At 53.5% G+C, this 17,065-nt stretch carries 15 protein-coding genes and 1 tRNA gene; 6 read left to right on the forward strand and 10 right to left on the reverse strand.

The genetic code is table 11. From position 1 onward, the window contains the following. Positions 1-117: 117 nt before the first annotated feature. On the reverse strand, positions 118-1,140 hold the full coding sequence (locus tag OGW17_RS10990; protein ID WP_071258263.1) for a malate/lactate/ureidoglycolate dehydrogenase: 1,023 nt from the start codon (positions 1,138-1,140) through the stop codon (positions 118-120). Positions 1,141-1,382: 242 nt separating this feature from the next. Between OGW17_RS10990 and OGW17_RS10995 the strand changes: the two genes are divergently transcribed. Genes OGW17_RS10995 through OGW17_RS11005 form a run of 3 tightly spaced genes read left to right on the forward strand, consistent with a single transcriptional unit; the run spans position 1,383 to position 4,092 of the window. Continuing rightward, entirely contained in the window at positions 1,383-2,390 is a 1,008-nt protein-coding gene (locus OGW17_RS10995) for an ABC transporter substrate-binding protein (protein ID WP_012132938.1), read from the forward strand. 21 nt (positions 2,391-2,411) lie between these two features. Then, on the forward strand, positions 2,412-3,254 hold the full coding sequence (locus tag OGW17_RS11000) for an ABC transporter ATP-binding protein (protein WP_058668979.1): 843 nt from the start codon (positions 2,412-2,414) through the stop codon (positions 3,252-3,254). After that, complete coding sequence (locus tag OGW17_RS11005) at positions 3,226-4,092, forward strand: ABC transporter permease (RefSeq protein WP_047457694.1); 867 nt, start codon at positions 3,226-3,228, stop codon at positions 4,090-4,092. The genes OGW17_RS11000 and OGW17_RS11005 overlap by 29 nt, the downstream gene beginning before the upstream one ends. Before the next feature lie 54 nt (positions 4,093-4,146). On the opposite strand, the gene OGW17_RS11010 is transcribed toward OGW17_RS11005, so the two are convergent. From OGW17_RS11010 to pgtC, 7 genes are all read right to left on the reverse strand, one after another. Then, positions 4,147-5,253 carry an acyltransferase family protein gene (locus tag OGW17_RS11010; protein ID WP_012132941.1) on the reverse strand — a complete coding sequence of 369 codons (1,107 nt, stop codon included), beginning with the start codon at positions 5,251-5,253 and terminating at the stop codon, positions 4,147-4,149. A gap of 93 nt (positions 5,254-5,346) precedes the next feature. Then, entirely contained in the window at positions 5,347-5,925 is a 579-nt protein-coding gene (locus tag OGW17_RS11015; protein WP_012132942.1) for a PhoP regulatory network YrbL family protein, read from the reverse strand. Positions 5,926-6,089: 164 nt separating this feature from the next. Next, a complete protein-coding gene (locus OGW17_RS11020) occupies positions 6,090-8,132 on the reverse strand; it encodes a TonB-dependent copper receptor (RefSeq protein ID WP_071258264.1) in 2,043 nt (680 codons plus the stop codon). A gap of 84 nt (positions 8,133-8,216) precedes the next feature. Next, positions 8,217-8,657: a DUF2946 domain-containing protein gene (locus OGW17_RS11025; RefSeq protein WP_047457698.1), complete on the reverse strand. Its 441-nt coding sequence runs from the start codon at positions 8,655-8,657 to the stop codon at positions 8,217-8,219. Between the two features lie 125 nt (positions 8,658-8,782). Next, complete coding sequence (gene pgtA / locus OGW17_RS11030; RefSeq protein WP_071258267.1) at positions 8,783-10,030, reverse strand: two-component system response regulator PgtA; 1,248 nt, start codon at positions 10,028-10,030, stop codon at positions 8,783-8,785. Next, the gene (gene pgtB / locus OGW17_RS11035; RefSeq protein ID WP_371320446.1) at positions 10,020-12,014 is read right to left on the reverse strand and encodes a two-component system sensor histidine kinase PgtB; all 1,995 of its coding nucleotides are present in this window, start codon (positions 12,012-12,014) and stop codon (positions 10,020-10,022) included. Before pgtB ends, pgtA begins: the two co-directional genes overlap by 11 nt. Positions 12,015-12,025: 11 nt before the next feature. Beyond that, positions 12,026-13,258, reverse strand: a complete 1,233-nt coding sequence (gene pgtC / locus OGW17_RS11040; RefSeq protein ID WP_175479746.1) for a phosphoglycerate transport regulator PgtC — start codon at positions 13,256-13,258, stop codon at positions 12,026-12,028. A 394-nt stretch (positions 13,259-13,652) separates the two neighbouring features. Between pgtC and pgtP the strand changes: the two genes are divergently transcribed. Continuing rightward, a complete protein-coding gene (gene pgtP / locus OGW17_RS11045) occupies positions 13,653-15,044 on the forward strand; it encodes a phosphoglycerate transporter PgtP (protein WP_024130464.1) in 1,392 nt (463 codons plus the stop codon). Positions 15,045-15,179: 135 nt separating this feature from the next. On the opposite strand, the gene OGW17_RS11050 is transcribed toward pgtP, so the two are convergent. Then, positions 15,180-15,267: transfer RNA gene (locus OGW17_RS11050), tRNA-Ser, on the reverse strand. Between the two features lie 369 nt (positions 15,268-15,636). On the opposite strand from OGW17_RS11050, the gene yccA reads away from it, so the two are divergent. After that, on the forward strand, positions 15,637-16,296 hold the full coding sequence (gene yccA / locus OGW17_RS11055) for an FtsH protease modulator YccA (protein ID WP_012132952.1): 660 nt from the start codon (positions 15,637-15,639) through the stop codon (positions 16,294-16,296). Between the two features lie 90 nt (positions 16,297-16,386). Continuing rightward, a complete protein-coding gene (gene tusE, locus OGW17_RS11060; RefSeq protein ID WP_071258270.1) occupies positions 16,387-16,716 on the forward strand; it encodes a sulfurtransferase TusE in 330 nt (109 codons plus the stop codon). Here tusE and yccX read toward each other — a convergent pair. Then, the gene (gene yccX, locus OGW17_RS11065; protein ID WP_058668976.1) at positions 16,713-16,994 is read right to left on the reverse strand and encodes an acylphosphatase; all 282 of its coding nucleotides are present in this window, start codon (positions 16,992-16,994) and stop codon (positions 16,713-16,715) included. The genes tusE and yccX overlap by 4 nt on opposite strands. Positions 16,995-17,065: the final 71 nt, after the last annotated feature.

The following is a 17,065-nucleotide window of genomic DNA, read 5'->3' on the forward strand; positions in this document are numbered from 1 at the left end:
GAAAAAAGATAAAACAAAAAACGATCGCTTTATTTATTCGCCAGCATTCATTAACTGACCATCATGCCGATCCGTTTAAACAAATAACCAAATATGTCTTTTGGTGCACAGGCACGCTCAGGTATTTAATGCTTCCAGGGCGACAAACGCCTGCCAGTTGACGTCATCAATCCAGATGCCCTCTTCCTGGCGCCGGGCATACGCGCGCAATTCCGGTTCTCCGGGGATCTGCACATCGCGCCCTTCCTGCCCGCTACGAACCCAGTCCACCTGCGCTAACAGCGCCTGTGAGTAACGCTCCTCCGCGCCCAGCCGCGCGGGGTCAAATAGAATCGACAACATATTGTTGATGATTCCGGCACGCGGCGGAATTTGCTGGCTTTCGGTCTCGCCGCCGGTCAGCGCAGCGCCAAGTAAGCTACATATTAGCGACAATCCCGCGCCTTTATGGCCGCCAAAAGGCAGCAAAGCGCCGAGCGGCTCAGTCATTAATACGGCAGGGTCGGTCGTGGGTTGCCCGTTCGCATCTACCGCGCATCCTGCCGGGATGGCGCGCCCTTCATTCCAGGCGATGCGCGCTTTATTGCCCGCAATGGCGCTGGTCGCGAAATCAAGGATAACCGGAGGGCGGTTCTGTATCGGTACACCCACGCAAAAGGGGTTTGTACCAAGCCTGGCGCGCAGCCCATCGAACGGCAACACGGCCGACGGCGCCGCCACGTTAGCAAAATGGATCGAGACCAGCCCGGCGCTCGCCACCTGCTCTGCCCATGCGCCGATCCGCCCGAGATGGTGGGTATTAGACAAGCCAATTATTGCCACCCCAAACTGGCGCACACGCTCAATACCCACGCTCATGGCCTGTTCGCCCAACGCCTGGCCGAAGCCATGTCCCCCATCAAAAGAGACAATCGGCCCGGCATCAGACAAGGTGGTCAGCGTGGCGCCAGGGTTCAAATCTCCCGCCAGAATGGCCCGAATATAGCGAGGCAACAGGGTCACACCATGCGAGTCGTGGCCTTTTAATGAGGATTCGACCAGGTTATCCGCTACTTTTTGCGCGATATCAGATCCCGTACCCGCCCGTACCAGATGGCGTTTTAAAAGCGAACGTAAGTGATGATGTGAAAATAATGGCATGATTCTACTCACGGACATTGCCCCTGCAATGGCAAGGGCTATTAAAGAGGTGAGTCCGACTATAGCGAGGATGTATTTGTTACATAACCATGAATAATAACTAAGCTTTTCCGCTTATTAACTAACACGCCATGAATATCGTTATTCATTTTCCTGATATTCATTGCCATTTAAATCATTTCCTTTCCCTCTCGCCTCTGCCCATGATTTTTTGCTGAGAAACACCTTTCTGGGGAACAGATATGAATAAAAGAAACAGGGTATTTGCCTGGACGCTGGCGTTTTCCGCCCTTGGCGGAGTCAGCCAGTCGGCATTTGCGGAAGGGAACATTAGTATCGCGCAGCAATTTGGCATCGGTTATTTAATTCTTGATGTGGTGCGAGACCAGCAGCTTATCGAAAAAGAGGGGCAAAAAGAGGGGCTGGATATCAAGGTAGAGTGGCGCACGATTTCAGGCGCAACCGGGATGAATGAAGCGTTGCTCTCTGGCGCTCTGGACGTTGCGTCAGCAGGAGTTCCCCCGGTACTCACCCTATGGGATCGCACCAAAGGTAAGCAAAATGTGAAAGCGATAGCCTCGCTGGGATCGATGCCCAATTATTTATTGAGTAATAACCCGGCGGTAAAAAGCATTAAAGATCTGACCGAAAAAGACCGTATTGCCGTTCCGGCGGCTGGGGTCGGTTTTCAGTCTCGTACATTACAAATCGAGACGGCGAAATTATATGGCGACCAGGACTTCAAACGCTTCGATAAGATTAGCGTCAGTTTACCGCACCCGGACGCCAGCGCGGCCTTAATTGCTGGTGGCTCGGAAATTACCACGCATTTTTCCAGCCCGCCGTTTCAGTATCAGGCGCTGGAGCACAGCAACGTGCATAAAGTGCTCAGTTCCTATGATGTGCTGGGTGGGCAGGCGACATTTAATGTTCTCTATACCACCCAGAAATTCCATGATGAAAATCCAAAAACCTATAAAGCGTTTTATCGCGCCCTCAGTGAAGCCGCAAATATCATTAACCGTGACAAAAATGCGGCTGCCGAAACGTATATTCGCGTCGAGAAATCACGGCTGCCCTTACCGCTGGTACAAAAAATTGTTAACGATCCAGAAATCAGCTTTACGGTTTTCCCTGAGCGTACTGGCGTATATGCCGAAAAACTCCATGAGCTTGGCGTACTGAAAAATAAGGCCGACTCCTGGAAAGACTATTTCTTTAACGAAGCATGGGAAAACCCAGGCAGTTAAACCGCGACACCGGAGGCTCTGATGGTCACTCAGCAAATCGACGGCCCGCTGCTACAGGTCAGCAATGTTGATATTGAATACCGTACCCGTGAACGGCAAGTGCGCGCGACGCATGATGTCAGTTTTGATGTCTGGCCTGGCGACCGCTTTATTTTGCTTGGGCCGTCAGGCTGCGGGAAATCAAGCCTGCTGAAAGCCACAGGCGGTTTTCTCGCCCCGCGCAGCGGCCACATTTCGCTTGCGGGAACGCCGGTTAGCGCTCCCGGCCCGGAACGCATGATGGTATTCCAGGAGTTCGACCAACTGCCGCCGTGGAAAACCGTGCTGGAAAACGTCATGTTTCCTCTGCTGGCCAGCCGGAAAGCCAGTCGTTCACAAGCAAAAGAGACGGCGCTGCATTTTCTCCACAAAGTCGGGCTGGCAGAATTTGCCGACGCTATGCCCCATATGCTCTCCGGCGGGATGAAGCAGCGCGTCGCCATTGCGCGGGCGCTGGCGATGAAACCACGCATCCTGCTGATGGACGAGCCCTTTGCCGCGCTGGATGCGCTGACCCGACGCACAATGCAGGAGGAACTGCTTGCGCTCTGGGAAGAAGAGCGCTTTACCCTGCTGTTCGTCACCCATTCGATTGAAGAAGCGCTGGTGGTGGGCAGCCGTATCCTGGTGCTTTCGCCGCATCCAGGGCGCGTCAGGGCGGAGCTTAACTGTCATCAGTTCACGCTTAATGATTTCGGCAGCGAGGCGTTTCAGCACGCTGCGCGTCATATTCACCGTCTGTTATTCCCGACAATCGGGAACAGTCCGTCTCACTCATCCGGCGAGGAGCCAGAGTATGTCCCAGCCACCGTACATTCGTCCTGAATTCGAACGCGAATTACCGCCGCTGCGCAATCTGCCGGTGGAAACGCCGCTACCTTTAAGCCAGCGCCTGTGGAATCAGACGTGGCTGCGCAAGTGTCTGATTGTCGCCCTGGTGCTGGCGCTATGGGAGATCGCCGCGCGAATCCAGCAAAACGATCTGATGTTGCCCGGAGTACTTCAGACGTTACAGGCGTTTAGCGAAGACATGCGCAATGGCGAACTGCCGGAAAAAATCGTCAACTCACTCAGTACCCTGTTGAAAGGGTATCTGGCAGGCAGTGCGCTGGCGCTGATTGCCAGCGCGCTGGCCGTGACCACCCAGTTTGGCCGCGATCTGCTCAGCACATTAACCGCGATGCTAAATCCGCTGCCGGCAATTGCGCTGCTGCCGCTGGCTTTGCTGTGGTTTGGTCTGGGGAATGCCAGCCTGATATTTGTGCTGATACATTCAGTGATGTGGCCAATCGCGCTGAATACCTGGTCCGGCTTTAGCAGCGTACCGGAAACGCTACGCATGGCGGGGCGCAACTACGGCCTCAGCGGGCCACGCTATGTGATCACGATTCTTATTCCGGCATCGTTGCCCGCTATCCTGTCCGGGCTCAAGATCGGCTGGGCGTTCGCCTGGCGCACGTTGATTGCCGCCGAACTGGTATTTGGCGCGTCCAGCGGCGAAGGAGGCCTGGGCTGGTATATCTTCCAGAATCGCAATGAGCTGTTCACCGACCGGGTATTTGCAGGACTGTTAACGGTAATCGCGATTGGCCTGCTGGTGGAAGGCGTGGTATTCGCCAGTCTGGAAAAGATCACGGTGAAACGCTGGGGGATGCAGCGTTAACCCCTCCCCGCGTTCTTTGCAGCCGGACGTTGTCCGGCTTAGCGCGAAATGGTCTTAGTTCCCTTTTTGCTTTTCACGTAGCCACGGCGTTCTGGCGATCAAGACCTGCTCACACTTTACCGATAGCGGTTTCATGAAAGACGACAGCCTTTCGATGCAAATCAGAATCCCAAAATACAGCATCACCGCCTGGGTCGCATTCAGTACCGACATATCGATATTGGCGCTGACAAATATCACCACCACATGCTGCAACAGCATAATAATGTAGGCCCGCGACGCCAGGCTGGATAACCCCTGCCGGAAGCGATCCAGATTAAACAGGGGATGAATCAGCGGGTATCCCGCCAGCAGAATGAAGAGGAAGGCCGCAGCAAACAGCAGGCTTGAGGGTTTCAGAGGAAACAGCACTTCCCGAACCGGTAGCTGATCGATATGCGCCACAATCACCCCGGTCACCACCAGCAGCAGGCTGACTGACGCCGCCTGAAGACGGTAGCGCGTGAACCACGGCTGAAAGTGTATGAACAGCATCCCGAAGGTAAAATCACTCACCCGAACCTGTGCTGACCAGTAAGGGTTCACGATGCTTTTATCATATGCCAGTAGCGTAACGACGACCGCCGCCAGCATCGTACAGACAGGAAAACGGACAATGGCCCAGTAGATCACCGGAGAAACGGCGTACAGCAGGATAATACAGCCAATAAACCACTCTCCGGTGAAGTACGCGGTATTGATGTCGTAGACACCGTGCAGATAATGGTCAAACCCGAGAACGGAAGGCAGCAGCGAGTGAAATGCACGCTTCCCGGCGAGCACGTCAGCCAGCGGATTGCCTGGATAGAGGAAAAACACGCTCAGGATGAGGAACAGGATCGCCATTGAGAAATAAGCGATGTTGTAGGGAAGCAGGATCGAATAGACGCGTTTCAGGTAATACTCCTGTACAGAGTATTTACGCAGCGACAGGTAAGCCAGCGCGCCGGATATCATGAAGAAGAAAGAGACGCCCAGCCGCCCTATTCCTCCGGTCAGGTATTCGCGCGGGAACGTCAACACGGTACTGGTATCGAACATGTAGCTGTAATGCGAAGTAACAACCAGCAGTACAGCCAGAATGCGGAGAATATCAAAAAAATAATTACGTGTTGTTTGCATACTCTTTCTTGTTAACAAGCCAGCAGACAACATGACAAAGGTCCGGTTGCATACTGGGAAAATGACCAGGCCTGTTCAAGGATAACGTGTAGATTACGCTTGCGTGATACTTTGCAGATCCCTCAGCATCCTTCTGAGGCACTTAAGTTTGTTTTTATCCCGTATAACGCTCCAGAACTTGCTCAACTGAAAGAGCGTCTTATCCCCAAAGCCGTCAATAACTTTGAAGCGGTACTCCTGACGAGCATCATCCCAGGCATAAACAATATTTTTGCAATGCAGCGAGTTGATAATGACGTCTGTATGAATAAACCACGCTAAAAAAGCGTTGAGCTTACTGAATTTCTCCGCGTCCAGTTCGTTGTGCTTTGCAAGGTCATACAATGTTCTGGCAATGTTGCCCTGTTGGTCATGCTCTTTGACGATAACCTGCCCAATCCCTTTATCTGTCTCCACTAGCCCTTCAATTTTCTGGATGAAGAGCGAGTCGGTTTCGTCGCGCGGCTTGCACTCTTTGACGTCCCGATAGACTTCACGAAGTTTACTTTTATATTTGGGAATGCTCGGGATGACGACTTTGATCAGTAGTTGATGATTGTGCGGATGCTGAAAGACGTAACGATCGTTCCCTCTGGCCAGTAAATCATTTTCGGTCAAGGTAAGCTTTTTCATACAGTGTTGACTCATAAAAGAAAAAAACAGACTGGCCCATGCAAACGAAGAAATGGCGTTACGTCATATCCTGGTTACAGCCGAGACAGTTTAATGTTAATAACCTAAACGGCAGGTCAATGAGTCATGAAGTCGGCGGACGGTTCACGTCCGCCGGAAGGCTATCAAAACGTCACGTTCACTTTTCCCCAGAATGTTCTTCCCGGTTCATTCACCGACGTATTCGCGGAGTAACCAAAGCTGCTGTTACCGGCAAGGTTCAGATGTTCGCTGTAGGCTTTATCAAACAGGTTATCAACGCCCGCGCTGAGTTTCACAGACTTGTTCAGCCGGTAGGCCGCATTCGCGGAGAATATGGCGAACCCCGCGCTGCTATCAAAATCTTTACCCACGACGTTCCCTTCGTTAATCGCGACGCGATGCTGGCTGCTGACCAGACGCAGCAGACCGGTACTGCTCCAGTCGCCGCGTTCCCATGTCAGACCCAGGCGCGCTTCAAGCGGCGGAATCTGCGGCAATGGCTGATGGTCGTCGGTATTTCGCCCCCAGGAATAAGCAACGCTGGCATCGGTTTTCCATGTTTCGGTCAATTGATAGCCGATGCCCGCTTCTCCCCCCATGATGGTCGCATTGACGTTATCAACCTGACTTATACGGGGATGATGAGGGTCGTAACGGAACAGAATAAAATCATTAACCCGGCCAATATAGGCAGAAACCCAGCCGTTAAGACGCTTACCGGTATACTGCGCGCCAATATCAAGCTGAGTCGTCTTTTCCGTTTTGACGTTATCGAAAACATCTGCCGACCCGTCAGGGCCATAGGTGGGAGAAAAAAGCTCCCAGTAGTCGGGGAAACGCTCGGTATAGCCGATCCCCGCGTAAAACATCACGGGCATCTCCGTCAGGTTATGCTCAACGCGCACAAACCCGGCCGGTAGTAGATCCGTGCGCTGCGAGGAGCCGGTGTCAGTGAAATTGTCCACCAGCACGCGATCAAGACGCGCGCCGCCTGTCACTTTGCTTTGCTCCGTCGCAAGCCAGGTCAATTCACTGAATAAACCATAGTCGTGAAAACGGGCGTCTTTGTCCCAGCGGTCATCGTCTTTACTGCGATGCGTGCTCAGTTGCGTATCAACGCCGCTGCGTAACTCATAGTCTGACCACAACCACGTTCCCATCATCCGTCCGCCAACGGTACGGCGATCCAGCTGCATTGCCATTGGCATACTCATCGAATGCATGGCAGAACTGTGTTCCATCGCCGAACCCATGCTTCCTGACATATTCATGCCGGGAGCGCGCAGCGAGTAGTTATCCATAACGTGATTCGCATAGTTGTAGTAGATATTCGCTTCTAACTTATCAAATACCTCGCCGATGCCGGATTTCTCAAACCGCATCCCCAGGCTTTCACGCCTGAACCGGGAGCCGTCCATACTGCGCCCGGCATAGCGGGCTTCACCGTCGCCTTTACCCGCCGTCATTTCCAGCAGCGTGTCTTTGTCTGGCGTCCAGCCCAGCGCCATATCGCCGTTCCATTTATCCCATTTCGACGGCACGCGGTCGCCATTGCCATCTTTGTAGTCACCCGCCCGGGATTTGTTGCCGATAAGCCGCAAATAGCCGTCCTCACTTCCCAGGCTGATGTCCGCATTTTCATCCCAGCGGTTATTCGAGGCGGCAAGGACGCTGGCCGTCCCCTGAATACCGGGTTTATCAAAACGCGGCTGTTCCCGGTCAAAGCGGAGGGTTCCCGCAGAGTTGCCCGGCCCCCAGAGCACGGTTTCCGGCCCCTTTATCAGGGTTAGCACATCAAAACTTTCCGGGGAGATATAAGAACTCGGCGCATCCATACGTGCCGGGCAGGCTCCCGGCATTTCGCCGTTATCGGTCAAAATTCGCAGACGAGAGCCAAACATCCCGCGAAAGACCGGATCGCCGTTTGTCCCGCCATTGCGAATTTGCGAGAACCCAGGGATCGTTTTCAGATAATCAGAGCCATCGCTGGCGGGAACGGGCTGACGAGGCGTTTTTGGCGACGTGACGATTTCCAGCGGAGAAGCGACCGGCGCGGTCACAATCATTACCGAATCATCCGCCATTTTTGCATGATCGTGCTGTTCGCTTGCCCACGCTGCCTTTGCGGTCAACGCGATCAGAATCAGAGAGGCCAGAGGAGTAAGCCCGAAGTATTGCCGTTTCATAACATTCCTTACTGTTTTTCAGGCGCAACGACGCATTGCCCGTCAAAAGGGCAAAACGCTACGCAATGTCTGTTTTTTTATTGTTTAAAACGAAAACGGAAATACAGCAGGCGGCGCGCGAGCGCGCTGAGGCGCCCACGGGCGGAAGATAACGGAAAGGTGTAATGGCCGTACCGAACAACAGATAACAAACAGCAGCAACAGCCAGAGCAAGAACACCAGCGCAAACTGGACAAACGGCAGATGTACCAGCAACTGGCAGTACCCGCAGACGATCTCTTCCACGGGCGACATCGCTTTGCCGGACATCATCTGGTGAGCGACCGAAAGAGAAGGCTCACACGGCGCAGAAGCCGCCATGTCATGGTGCGAGTCTGACGACATCATCACCATTGAGTGCGACGAGTGCTCACAGTCGGCCTGGCGGGCAATTGATTTTGAAATAACGGGCGCAATAAACAACATGGCGACGGCAAATAATGCCAGCCATGCTGTTATTCGGTTGATTCGCGTTCGCCCGTGCAAAACGTTACCCGGAGTTGAGGTGTTTGTCAGATTGTAACTGATTTACATTCGCAATATCACAACTAATTACAGGGGAACAGCTGATTCATAGCCCCACACATCACATCTCGCTTCCCTGACCTGCGCTAAAACTTATAGTGCTCTTTACTCAGGCCATATTTCTTCATTCTGAGATAGAGCTTTTTACGGGGAATTTGCAGGTACTCTGCCACTTCGTTAATGCGCCCCTGATGGATATTCAGCGCTTCGGTGATGATCTGCCGTTCAACGTCTTCGACCCGCTGGTCAAGCGGCGTCGGCTCACCGACGTGCATCTGTGGATTCGCCGTTTCCGCGAGCGGCAATACCCCCACGGCAAACAGTTCGGCGGCGTTCGCCAGTTCACGGACGTTGTTCGGCCACACCCGGCGCATCATCCCCTTCAGCAGGTCGTTATCCACCTCCGGCACCGGATGATTCAGCCGTTGACAGGCTTTCTGCAAATAGTGATGGAACAACGGCCCGATATCATCAGGTCGCTGTGACAGGGGCTGACAGGCGATTTGCGTCATGGCAAAACAGTAATAAAGCTCCGCTACAATCTGGTTGCTGGCCGCCAGCTCCACCAGCGAAGCGTTGCCGATACCGATCAGGCGAAAAGGCCGCCGCTCCAGACTCTGCAACTGCACCAGTTGATGCTGCTGTTCACGGGTCAGATTCTCCGGGTGACTTAATACCAGCGTCCCGCCCTGAACCTGCGCGATAAGCTCATTAAGTTTTTGGGCACTGTCAGGGGTCAGTTCGCAGTAAATAAAAGGGCCCCCGGCGTTACGCCCCAGTTGGTGCAAATAGCGCGCGCCGGTCATGCGGCCGGTTCCCGGTTCGCCGTAAAGCCAGACCGCAATATCCGTTTCTGCCAGTTGCTGTAAGCGCTGACGATACTGATGCGTCCATTGGCTGCGCCCAATTAGCTCAACCTGCAACTTCTGCTGGCAGTACTGGCGACGCGCTATCACCGATTGCCTATGGCGTAACGCCGCCTCAACCAGCGAGAGTAACTTGCCCGGGTCTACCGGCTTTTGCAGGAAATCCCAGGCCCCTTTTTTCACCGCATCCACCGCCATAGGCACGTCGCCATGTCCGGTGATAAGCAGAATCGGCAGTTGCTCGTCATCCTGATGAAACAACGTCATCAAATCGATGCCGGAGCAGCCAGGCATGCAGACATCACTCAACACGATACCGGGCCAGTCCTTCTGCACCCACTCCCGCGCATCAAAGGGATTATTGCAGACACAGACGTGATAACCTGCCTGCTCAAGCAGCTGTGTATAGGCATCAAGCACATCGGCATCATCATCAATCAGCAGAATCGAACATTCATTACTCAACATCTTTTACATCCGTCACATTGAATTGCAGCACCACGCAGGCATTTCGCGTCAACGTGGACGCCAGGCGCAACGCGCCTTCCATTTGCGTCATCAGCGAAACACAAATCGAAAGCCCAATGCCCAGCCCCACATCTTTACTGGTCGTAAACGGCTTCAGTAATGAGGGTAGCAAGGCCGCAGGCCAGCCGGGGCCATTGTCGGCAATCAACACGCACAGCGTGTCGCCCTGAATTTGCCAGCTCACCGTAATTGCCGCCGCGTTCGGGCAGGCGTCGAGCGCATTCGCCAGCACGTTCACCAGCACCTGCTGGATGCGTACTTCATCACCGCTGACCCAAACGGTTTCATCCGGTATCGCGAGCGCCCCCTGCTGAGGCTTATGGCGCATCGCCAGCAGTTCCCACGCCGCCGTAAACGTCTGGCGTAAATCAACCGGATGCAGCGGCGTTTCCAGTTCAGCACGACGGGTAAACTGGCGCAGCGAGCGGATAATCGCGTCAATGCGGTTAATCAGCCCTTCCGCTTTGCTTAACGTCGTTCGCGCCTGTTCCGTCTGCCCCTGTTCAATCGCCCGCCCTGCCGTAAACAGATACATCGACAGCGCATTCAGCGGCTGGTTGATCTCATGCGCCAGCGTGGTCATCGTCTGCCCGACCACCGCCAGTTTTGCCGTCTGGATCAGCTCGTCCTGGGTGGCGCGCAGATCGGCCTCAATCGCTTTTCGTTCGGCGATCTCCTGCTCAAGTTGCTGTTTTTGCGCGTTAAGCTGACCCAGCGTGTGGCGAAGCAAACCCGCAATACGCCCCAGCTCATCCCGCCCATACACCGGAATCGTGGCATCCGTCCGCCCTAAACCAATCTGCACCACCGCCTGATTCAGCGCGGTAAAGCGTTTCACCAGCCGCGAACGGATAAAATAATGGTTCAACACCCACGCCAGCAGCAGCGCCAGCAGCGTCGCCACCAGAATCAACCCGCCGCTAACGCGGACAATCTGCTCCATACGCTGATTAAACATCTGCATTTGCTGGTGACTGCTGCCAAGCTGGGCCTCAAGCAGCGTCCTGAAGCGCCCCAGCGTCGCTTCTCTGGCGCGGCTGGCATCCACTAACGCTTTTTGCGCGGCGACATAGTCGCGCATGGTGTCCGGCATTTTATTTTTCACCATGCCAATTTCCAGCAGCTCATCAATGGTTTGCCGCAGGGTGATCGTACTCGGCCAGTCATTCAGCGCACGAATATTTTCATCCGCCGTTTTTTTCAGGTTTTCGAGATAGCGGATATGCGTCTCAACCAGCATGCCATCATCATTTCCAGACTTCAGTTCATTGAGCCTGTCGCGCAGGTCGTCAACAATTTGATTCTCGATGCGCGCCAGCGTATAGACCTGCTGCTGCTCGTTCTGTACTTCACGGGAGCGTTTCAGATACTGCGCCGCATCGCCTTGCCGGGCTTCAATCTGATCCAGCAGCGTTCCCTGTTGCCAGGTGAAATCCTGCACCAGAGAATTCAGTTCGGTGGTGAAATCGTCGTGAAGCCAGTCAATACGCGCAGACAGCTCACCCACCTTTTCACGTACCAGAAACATGTTGTAGAGCACGCGATCCAGTTCCGACAGCAGCGCGCGGCTGTCCTGCAAAATCACCGCCAGCTGCTGGCGTTCTGCGGGTGACAGCCCCTGGCTCAGCCGCTCGATTTTATCCAGATGCTGAATAATCTGGTTGCGCAGTTGCAGGCGCACCGTAGTGTTGGGCGCCAGCAAAAACTCATTCAACTGATCCACCACCAGATTGAGATTCCCTTCAATCAGAAAAGCAGAATGGATGCGGGGAAAATACTCATCCAGCGAATAGCGTATTTGCGAGCTTTGCTCATGCCATGAATAGAGGCTGACGCTGCTGACTATCAGCGTCAGCAGCGCGCCCATCAGGAAAGCGCCCCGTAAACTGCTGCTGATGCTGATTTGCCGCAGACGTTGCAGCATTGACCCGCCCTTCATTTCAGTTCTTCCAGTTTATTGATAGCCTGACGCTGGTTGTTGAGAAACCAGATCTGCCACTCCATCATTTGCTGCTCAGCAAAGCTCTTATTGTCGAACTGCGCCAGCCAGGCTTCATCTTCACTGCTTGCCGGATCGACCGGCACTCGGGTTAACAGCGCGCGTATTTCAGGCAACGGACGCTTAAGACGGGCTTCCGCGCTGTGCAGCGCTCGCCAGGCATCTTTCAACTGGGCGAGACGAAAGCTGATTGCCGTATCAAACATACGCTGAACCAGACGCTGACGTTTCAGGATCAACCGATAATTTAACGGCGGTTGATTCATCAGCACCGCCTGTTGCGCTGCCCGTGGGTTTCCTGCCGCCAGCGGCGTAACCGGATATTTCCCCGTATTGGCGTCAGCGAGGATCCGCTGCCCTTCCAGGCTTAGCAGATAGCGAATAAAACGTCGCGCTTCGCTGGCATGCTGGCTGTTTTTGAGTACCGCGACATAGGTGGGCGAAACGGCCGACTGCGGAAAGTAGGTAAAGGCCAGATGAGGATCGTTCAGCAACAGATTGGCATAGTTATCAATCACCGGGCCAGCCACGCCCAGCCCGCTTTTTATTTTATCCGCCACGCCAAAGCTGCGTGATGAAATCGTCACGAGGTTTCCCGCACTCGCCAACAACGTTTCCCATCCCTGCGCCCAGCCTTTTTGTTGCAACAGCGCCTCCACCATCAGGTGGTTGGTATCCGAGCGCGATGGGCTGCTCATCAGCAGCGCCCCCTGATATCTGGGGTCGGTCAGGTCGTCCCAGCCCGTTGGCGAAGGCAGATGCCGTGCAGTCAGCGCCGAGCGATTAATCAGCAAACCGAATCCCGAGATAGCCACAGCAACGGAGGTTGAACGGATCGATTCCGGCACCAGATGTTGACTGACTGACGGCGCACCGTTGAACGGCGCCAGTTTTTGATGTTCCTGAAGATGCTGAAGCAACATCGGCGACGAGGTCAGAATCAGATCAACGTTTTCCGCATTTGCCGTATCAAGCAACTGTTCCAGCGAGGCGCTGGTGCGATTGAGCGTGCGAATCATCACCGACCCCGACTCCGTCTGCCAGCGCTGGATAATCCACGCGGTGGCGCTGGGGGAAAATGTTGTCGCCATCACCAGTTCATTGCTTTGCGCCGCACAGGGTCTGAACAACGCGGTCAGCAGCAGCAACGCGAACGTTTTGCGAACCATCCCGCCCCGACGAAGAAACATGTTTGTGATCCCGTTCATAAATATTGAGATATCGAAAAAATAGCGTTGAGACAAAACTTACCCGTTTATGACGATTAGCGGATGAATAACCACTATCGTAAAAATATTCGTGCTGGCATCCGAAAATACCAGCAAAGATTACCAGATAATGAATGTGGAATTTGTTAATATCCGCACAAGCCAGGCATAAAATCAGCGCCTGATTAATTACGCCGCATTTCACTCATTCAAAACGTGTCAAAAATAACCTTTCAATTCATCATTTTGAGTCAATTTTGACACATTTCATCGACTTGAGTTTCATGGCCGCTTATTTCACTCTTCATGCCGAATACTCCTGATGTTCATACCAATATAAAATACAGGTGACGACATGTTATCAATATTTAAAACAGGGCCATCGGCGAATAAAGTTCCTGCTGAGAAAATTCAGGCAACTTATGGTCGATACCGTATGCAGGCGCTGCTTAGCGTATTTCTGGGCTATCTGGCGTACTATATTGTGCGCAATAACTTCACATTATCCACGCCTTACCTGAAAGAACAGTTAGACCTGAGCGCCACGCAGATCGGTTTGCTCAGTAGCTGTATGCTCATTGCGTATGGAATCAGCAAAGGTGTCATGAGCAGCCTCGCAGATAAAGCCAGCCCGAAAGTCTTTATGGCCTGCGGCCTGGTGCTGTGCGCTATCGTAAACGTCGGATTGGGGTTCAGTACCGCATTCTGGATCTTCGCTGCGCTGGTTGTCCTGAACGGCCTGTTTCAGGGGATGGGTGTCGGCCCCTCTTTTATCACTATCGCTAACTGGTTCCCGCGTCGGGAGCGTGGACGTGTGGGGGCGTTCTGGAACATTTCGCATAACGTTGGCGGCGGGATTGTCGCCCCGATCGTAGGTGCCGCATTTGCAATCCTCGGCAGTGAACACTGGCAGAGCGCCAGCTACATTGTTCCGGCCTGCGTGGCGGTGGTTTTCGCCCTGATTGTACTGCTGCTTGGTAAAGGCTCGCCGCGTGAGGAGGGCCTGCCTGCGCTGGAAGAGATGATGCCGGAAGAGAAAGTGGTGCTGAAGACCAGACACGCCGTAAAAGCGCCGGAGAACATGAGCGCATTCCAGATCTTCTGCACGTACGTGCTGCGTAACAAAAACGCCTGGTATGTCTCCCTTGTGGACGTGTTCGTCTATATGGTGCGCTTCGGCATGATCAGCTGGTTGCCTATCTACCTGCTGACGGTGAAACATTTTTCCAAGGAACAGATGAGCGTCGCCTTCCTGTTTTTTGAATGGGCGGCCATTCCTTCTACCCTGCTGGCCGGCTGGCTCTCCGACAAACTGTTCAAAGGTCGTCGGATGCCGTTAGCCATGATCTGTATGGCGCTGATCTTCGTCTGCCTGATCGGTTACTGGAAAAGTGAATCTCTGCTGATGGTGACGGTTTTCGCGGCGATTGTTGGCTGCCTGATTTACGTCCCGCAGTTTCTGGCCTCTGTCCAGACGATGGAAATTGTTCCCAGCTTTGCCGTAGGTTCAGCCGTTGGCTTACGCGGATTTATGAGCTACATCTTTGGCGCCTCGTTAGGCACCAGCCTGTTTGGCGTGATGGTGGATAAAATGGGCTGGCACGGCGGTTTCTATCTGCTGATGGGCGGGATCGTCTGCTGCATTCTGTTCTGCTATCTCTCTCATCGCGGCGCGCTGGAACTTGAGCAACAGCGTAAGAACACTCAGCAGGAAGACGCCTCTTTAACACTGGCCGACGCACAATAATCGCCCACACCAGGGAAAAGAAAACCCCGGATAGCTTTTGTTATCCGGGGTTCGGCATGATCTGAAAGAAGCGGGATACGATATTCTTCGCCATAAAAACAAAGGGGCTACCTTTCGGTAACCCCTTGTTTAATCTGGCGGAAGCGCAGAGATTCGAACTCTGGAACCCTTTCGGGTCGCCGGTTTTCAAGACCGGTGCCTTCAACCGCTCGGCCACACTTCCTGAATGAGGCGCACTATAAACATCCCGATGCGCCGTGTAAAGCCCGAATGTGTTCGTTTGCCTGAAAAACAGGCAAAAAGCTGTTAATAGCCTGAAATAACAGCAGATTGACCATTTATTCAGCATAAAAAGAGGCCCGGCGGCAAATGTTCCGTTGCGCCTCTTTTATTATGCGCTCATCATCAACCTTTACTGCCGCCTCTTCTCCCCCGTCACGTTTTATGTCGGGTGAGTTTCGCGACAACGCCTGAAATAACATGCTTAACCTGTTAGAGATCAAATGCGTAAAGATGGGTAAAACCGCTGTGTGATTATCAGCGGTTTTATTATCCTCTTTCGCTAATTACATCTGTCATAAGAGAGTGACTCATGGATCGTATTATTACTTCTTCACGCGACCGCACATCGCTACTCAGCACCCATAAAGTGCTGCGCAATACCTATTTCCTGCTGAGCCTGACGCTGGCGTTCTCTGCGATCACCGCCACCGCCAGTACGGTACTGATGCTGCCGTCTCCGGGTCTCATTCTGACGCTGGTAGGCATGTACGGTCTGATGTTCCTGACCTATAAAACGGCGAATAAACCCACCGGTATCCTGTCGGCGTTCGCCTTTACCGGCTTCCTGGGCTACATTCTTGGCCCGATTCTCAACGCCTACCTCTCAGCGGGTATGGGCGATGTTATCGGCATGGCGCTGGGCGGTACGGCACTGGTCTTCTTCTGCTGCTCCGCTTATGTACTGACAACGCGTAAAGACATGTCCTTCCTGGGCGGTATGCTGATGGCGGGTATCGTTGTGGTGCTGATTGGCATGGTTGCGAATATCTTCCTGCAACTGCCTGCGCTGCATCTGGCCATCAGCGCGGTGTTTATCCTGATCTCTTCCGGGGCAATCCTGTTCGAGACCAGCAACATCATCCGTGGCGGTGAGACGAACTACATTCGCGCAACGGTCAGCCTGTATGTCTCGCTGTACAATATCTTCGTCAGCCTGCTGAGCATTCTGGGCTTCGCCAGCCGCGATTAAGATATAAGAACGCATTAACCAGGCCCCGCTTATGCGGGGCTTTGTTTTTTGGTAAACTGGCGCCAGTTTGACTAACGCTGTGAAGAATTTATGTTGATCTTTGAAGGCAAAGAAATCAGTACGGATAGCGAAGGCTATTTAAAAGAAACTGCGGAATGGAGCGAGCCTCTGGCAGTCACGATTGCTGAAAAGGAAGGTATTACCCTCTCTCCTGAACACTGGGAAGTGGTACGTTTTGTGCGTGATTTCTACCTGGAGTTTAATACGTCTCCGGCCATCCGTATGCTGGTGAAAGCAATGGCGAATAAGTTTGGCGAAGAAAAAGGCAACAGCCGCTACCTGTATCGCCTGTTTCCGAAAGGCCCGGCAAAGCAGGCAACGAAGATTGCTGGCCTGCCTAAACCGGTGAAATGTATTTAATAGCGGATACGGAAACCTGTTAACTCCTCGCCAGGGCGATGTGGCTCACTCAGAACCCTTTCTACCCTGGCGCTACGTGGCCCGCCATCCTTCAGCCACTTCATCAGTTTGTCCACCTGTTCACTTTCGCCACAGGCCACCACCTCCACGCTTCCATCATCCAGATTGCGCGCATAGCCCGTCAGCCCCAGGCGCTGCGCTTCATGCTGCGTGGTATAGCGAAAACCAACGCCCTGAACCCGACCGTGTACCCAGGCGATTATGCAAACTTTCGACATTGTTGTGCTCCTTATCATCGCGGGGCGCGTTGCAAATCCTCGCAAAACTCAGGACAATGGCGCCCATTTCT

This window comes from Citrobacter sp. CK181 (genome assembly GCF_030333595.1).
Classification (GTDB): domain Bacteria; phylum Pseudomonadota; class Gammaproteobacteria; order Enterobacterales; family Enterobacteriaceae; genus Citrobacter_B; species Citrobacter_B koseri.

Bases quoted from the DNA above. Each gene is read 5' to 3' on its own strand.
- pgtC (WP_175479746.1), bottom strand. From the start codon at position 13,258: ATGGTTCGCAAAACGTTCGCGTTGCTGCTGCTGACCGCGTTGTTCAGA.
- OGW17_RS10995 (WP_012132938.1), top strand. From the start codon at position 1,383: ATGAATAAAAGAAACAGGGTATTTGCCTGGACGCTGGCGTTTTCCGCC.
- pgtA (WP_071258267.1), bottom strand. From the start codon at position 10,030: ATGTTGAGTAATGAATGTTCGATTCTGCTGATTGATGATGATGCCGAT.
- OGW17_RS10990 (WP_071258263.1), bottom strand. From the start codon at position 1,140: ATGCCATTATTTTCACATCATCACTTACGTTCGCTTTTAAAACGCCAT.
- OGW17_RS11015 (WP_012132942.1), bottom strand. From the start codon at position 5,925: ATGAAAAAGCTTACCTTGACCGAAAATGATTTACTGGCCAGAGGGAAC.
- OGW17_RS11020 (WP_071258264.1), bottom strand. From the start codon at position 8,132: ATGAAACGGCAATACTTCGGGCTTACTCCTCTGGCCTCTCTGATTCTG.
- tusE (WP_071258270.1), top strand. From the start codon at position 16,387: ATGTTGATCTTTGAAGGCAAAGAAATCAGTACGGATAGCGAAGGCTAT.
- pgtB (WP_371320446.1), bottom strand. From the start codon at position 12,014: ATGCTGCAACGTCTGCGGCAAATCAGCATCAGCAGCAGTTTACGGGGC.
- OGW17_RS11000 (WP_058668979.1), top strand. From the start codon at position 2,412: ATGGTCACTCAGCAAATCGACGGCCCGCTGCTACAGGTCAGCAATGTT.
- pgtP (WP_024130464.1), top strand. From the start codon at position 13,653: ATGTTATCAATATTTAAAACAGGGCCATCGGCGAATAAAGTTCCTGCT.
- yccX (WP_058668976.1), bottom strand. From the start codon at position 16,994: ATGTCGAAAGTTTGCATAATCGCCTGGGTACACGGTCGGGTTCAGGGC.
- OGW17_RS11010 (WP_012132941.1), bottom strand. From the start codon at position 5,253: ATGCAAACAACACGTAATTATTTTTTTGATATTCTCCGCATTCTGGCT.
- OGW17_RS11005 (WP_047457694.1), top strand. From the start codon at position 3,226: ATGTCCCAGCCACCGTACATTCGTCCTGAATTCGAACGCGAATTACCG.
- yccA (WP_012132952.1), top strand. From the start codon at position 15,637: ATGGATCGTATTATTACTTCTTCACGCGACCGCACATCGCTACTCAGC.